We start from the raw sequence: 2,334 nt of genomic DNA, 5'->3' as shown, positions 1-2,334 counted from the left end.
TGTCCCCCGACCCCTATTATGACGGTGCCATGAGCGACGCGCACGGGTCGATCATGGCGCGCCTGCCATTCGGTGCAGGGCTAACCTTCGATGCCCTCGCGCCAATGCTGGAACAAGCGGGTTTCGAGTCCATCACACGGCTGTCGCATGAGCCTATCGCGCGGGCGCAACGCCGAGCAAACGGCCTGCGAAACAGATTGCGCACACGAGTATATGACCGGTTCATCCTCACCGCGCGAAAACCCGACTGATGTCAGGGCAGCGGATAGAAGATCGAACCGGGGAGATAGGCGCGCGGAAGGTCCATTCCTGCTGGCATCGCGCGTCCTGTGACGAGATGATCTGGCAACAGATGGGTATGCGGCCCCGGCGGAGAGATTCCGCCGGGCATCGGTATGCGCGACAACACCTCGATCCGCCCAAGTGCAGATTCGACAACGCGAGTGGGGCTTTCGGCCAGCAGAGCAGGTCCGATCTGCGGAAGGTTGTCGGAAAACCTGCTGCCGATCGACCGGCTGAGAACGGTTTTTGCGTTGCCACTTGCGCCGCGGACGCAAAACCGCGCCTCTTTGCGTCCAAGGCCAAGATCGAACAGCTCTGCCGTACGATCCTCGGGCGAAACCGCGTTTCCATCAGGGCCAAGAGCCGCCAATCTGTCGGAAACTGCCGGCCGGCCCCGTTCTCGCTTGACCGCCAGGACGATGCGGGACCGGGCCCACGAAACCGATGCAGCTTCAAATGTCAGGGCGCGCACATCATCATCAATGACAAAACGCAATCGGCCGCCGTCTGTGCGCGCGGTTACCACGTTGTCCAGAGTTTCGACCTGAGTTGGCGCGCCCCGCGCCGACGCAAACTCCGCTAGGCCACCAACGACACCGATTGTCCATGTCCCCAGCCCCTCATCCAAGCTTTGGACGACGAAGTCCCGAATCTCTTCCGTCGTCCAAGGCAGCCGTCGGCAAGAGACGCCGAGCGCTGCAAATCTCTCCGGGAGCGCGTTCCAAACCGCAGTGCGTTCTGCCTCCCCTCGCAAACGCCAATCGGCTATTTCATCCCCGGTCCGCGCGCAGCCGAGACACCACCCCGTCGCTTCATCCAATTTGCAAATACCGGTACAGGGGCTCGTAATACTCATCGCTTAGGCCTCGGCCCTTGGCGCGGACAAGGCCGCAAGGATTGCGTCCAAACCATCGGTCAACGCGGCCGGGCCGGGCTGCAGGATCAGCGGTAACTTGATCTCGATGATGCGCCCGTGCTCCACCGCCGGAATGGCCTCCCACCCCGGACGCGCGGCGATCTTCTCGGGGCGCACCTTCTTGCCGCACCAAGAGGCGAGGATGACGTCCGGAGCGGCCGCAATCACTTGCTCGGACGTCACGATGTGGACCTTGGCCTTGTCCTTGTCGGCCAGGTCCGGGAAGGCCTCGCGTCCGCCCGCAATCCCGATCAGCTCCGACACCCAGCCGATGCCGGTGATCATCGGGTCATCCCATTCCTCGAAATAAACTGTCGGACGCGGCAGACCCTCGGCCCTTGCTGCAACCTTCGAGATCCTCCTCGCCGAGCAGGTAGAGGGTTTCGACCGTCTCCTCAGTGAGGCAGACGATGCGTTCGGGCGGGAACCGTCTCATGGCGTCAGGTCGCCGCGCGCCGGGCCCGGGCGCCGCCGCGCCCACACCGTGCAGGCAGCGACAGCGGCAGCGGCTCGATCGGGATCCGGGTGGAGGCGACAAGGAGATCGCAGAAGACAGCGATCGCGGGCGACGTCCGGATGAAGGGCTGAGCTGCCGCGTAGGCGCGCATAGCCTCCATGCGATAGTCGGCCATGGGCGGCAACCATCCCAGCCATTGCATATAGCCGAGTTGGCCGAGTTCGTTCGCCCGGGTCGATGAGACCGGACCTAGGTCGAGTTGCGAGATCGTACGTTCCAGAAGCATCGCGCCCTCCGCGCAAGAGGGCGGGTGGAACGGGGCAGCGGCGATCCCACGAGGCGAATGGGTCCATCTCGGTCTCTCCGGCCCGAGGCACCCCGCCCGGGTTCAAGGTGACTACGGCGTGCGTGGCGCGCACCGGAGATGGCAGGTCTCCTGACTTGCGGGTCGCCGCTTCCCAGAACCTTCCCGGGCAAGTCTGCCCAGTGGCCTGTTTCGGGGTCGCTCACCGCTCACAGTTGCGGGGCAGTCGTGGAATTGGGCCGAAGCCCGCACCGCGTTCCCTTTTCACCCGACTCATCGAGAGAAGGGCACCATCGCAAAATGTATCGCATGGTGTCGGAACCGCGTCCATCAAATCGGGAGATGGTGTGGATGCTGCTTTTGGGGCGCGCTTCT

General features: G+C 63.9%; 3 protein-coding genes, 1 pseudogene and 1 riboswitch. Of the genes and pseudogenes, 1 reads left to right on the top strand and 3 read right to left on the bottom strand.

The genetic code is table 11. The annotated features are described in order from the left end of the window. Positions 1-251: pseudogene (locus tag ACK5IR_RS08920) on the top strand (SAM-dependent methyltransferase); the annotation flags it as partial. A gap of 2 nt (positions 252-253) precedes the next feature. On the opposite strand, the gene ACK5IR_RS08915 reads toward ACK5IR_RS08920, so the two are convergent. The 3 genes from ACK5IR_RS08915 to ACK5IR_RS08905 form a co-directional block, all read right to left on the bottom strand. Next, positions 254-1,138 (bottom strand): DUF1289 domain-containing protein, encoded by an 885-nt coding sequence (locus ACK5IR_RS08915; RefSeq protein WP_416928023.1) that lies wholly within the window; start codon positions 1,136-1,138, stop codon positions 254-256. A gap of 3 nt (positions 1,139-1,141) precedes the next feature. Further along, positions 1,142-1,525 carry an ABC transporter substrate-binding protein gene (locus tag ACK5IR_RS08910; protein WP_416928025.1) on the bottom strand — a complete coding sequence of 128 codons (384 nt, stop codon included), beginning with the start codon at positions 1,523-1,525 and terminating at the stop codon, positions 1,142-1,144. A gap of 113 nt (positions 1,526-1,638) precedes the next feature. Then, positions 1,639-1,941, bottom strand: a complete 303-nt coding sequence (locus ACK5IR_RS08905) for a hypothetical protein (RefSeq protein ID WP_416928021.1) — start codon at positions 1,939-1,941, stop codon at positions 1,639-1,641. A gap of 122 nt (positions 1,942-2,063) precedes the next feature. Further along, positions 2,064-2,269: riboswitch (cobalamin riboswitch) on the bottom strand. Between the last annotated feature and the right edge of the window lie 65 nt (positions 2,270-2,334).

The sequence above is a fragment of the Tropicimonas sp. genome, assembly GCF_047971885.1.
Classification (GTDB): Bacteria; Pseudomonadota; Alphaproteobacteria; order Rhodobacterales; family Rhodobacteraceae; genus Tropicimonas.
The sequence above is the reverse complement of the archived record's forward strand: the minus strand, read 5'-3'. Positions and strand labels throughout refer to the sequence as shown.

Coding starts and splice junctions, on each gene's coding strand:
- ACK5IR_RS08915 (WP_416928023.1), bottom strand. CDS start 1,138: ATGAGTATTACGAGCCCCTGTACCGGTATTTGCAAATTGGATGAAGCG.
- ACK5IR_RS08905 (WP_416928021.1), bottom strand. CDS start 1,941: ATGCTTCTGGAACGTACGATCTCGCAACTCGACCTAGGTCCGGTCTCA.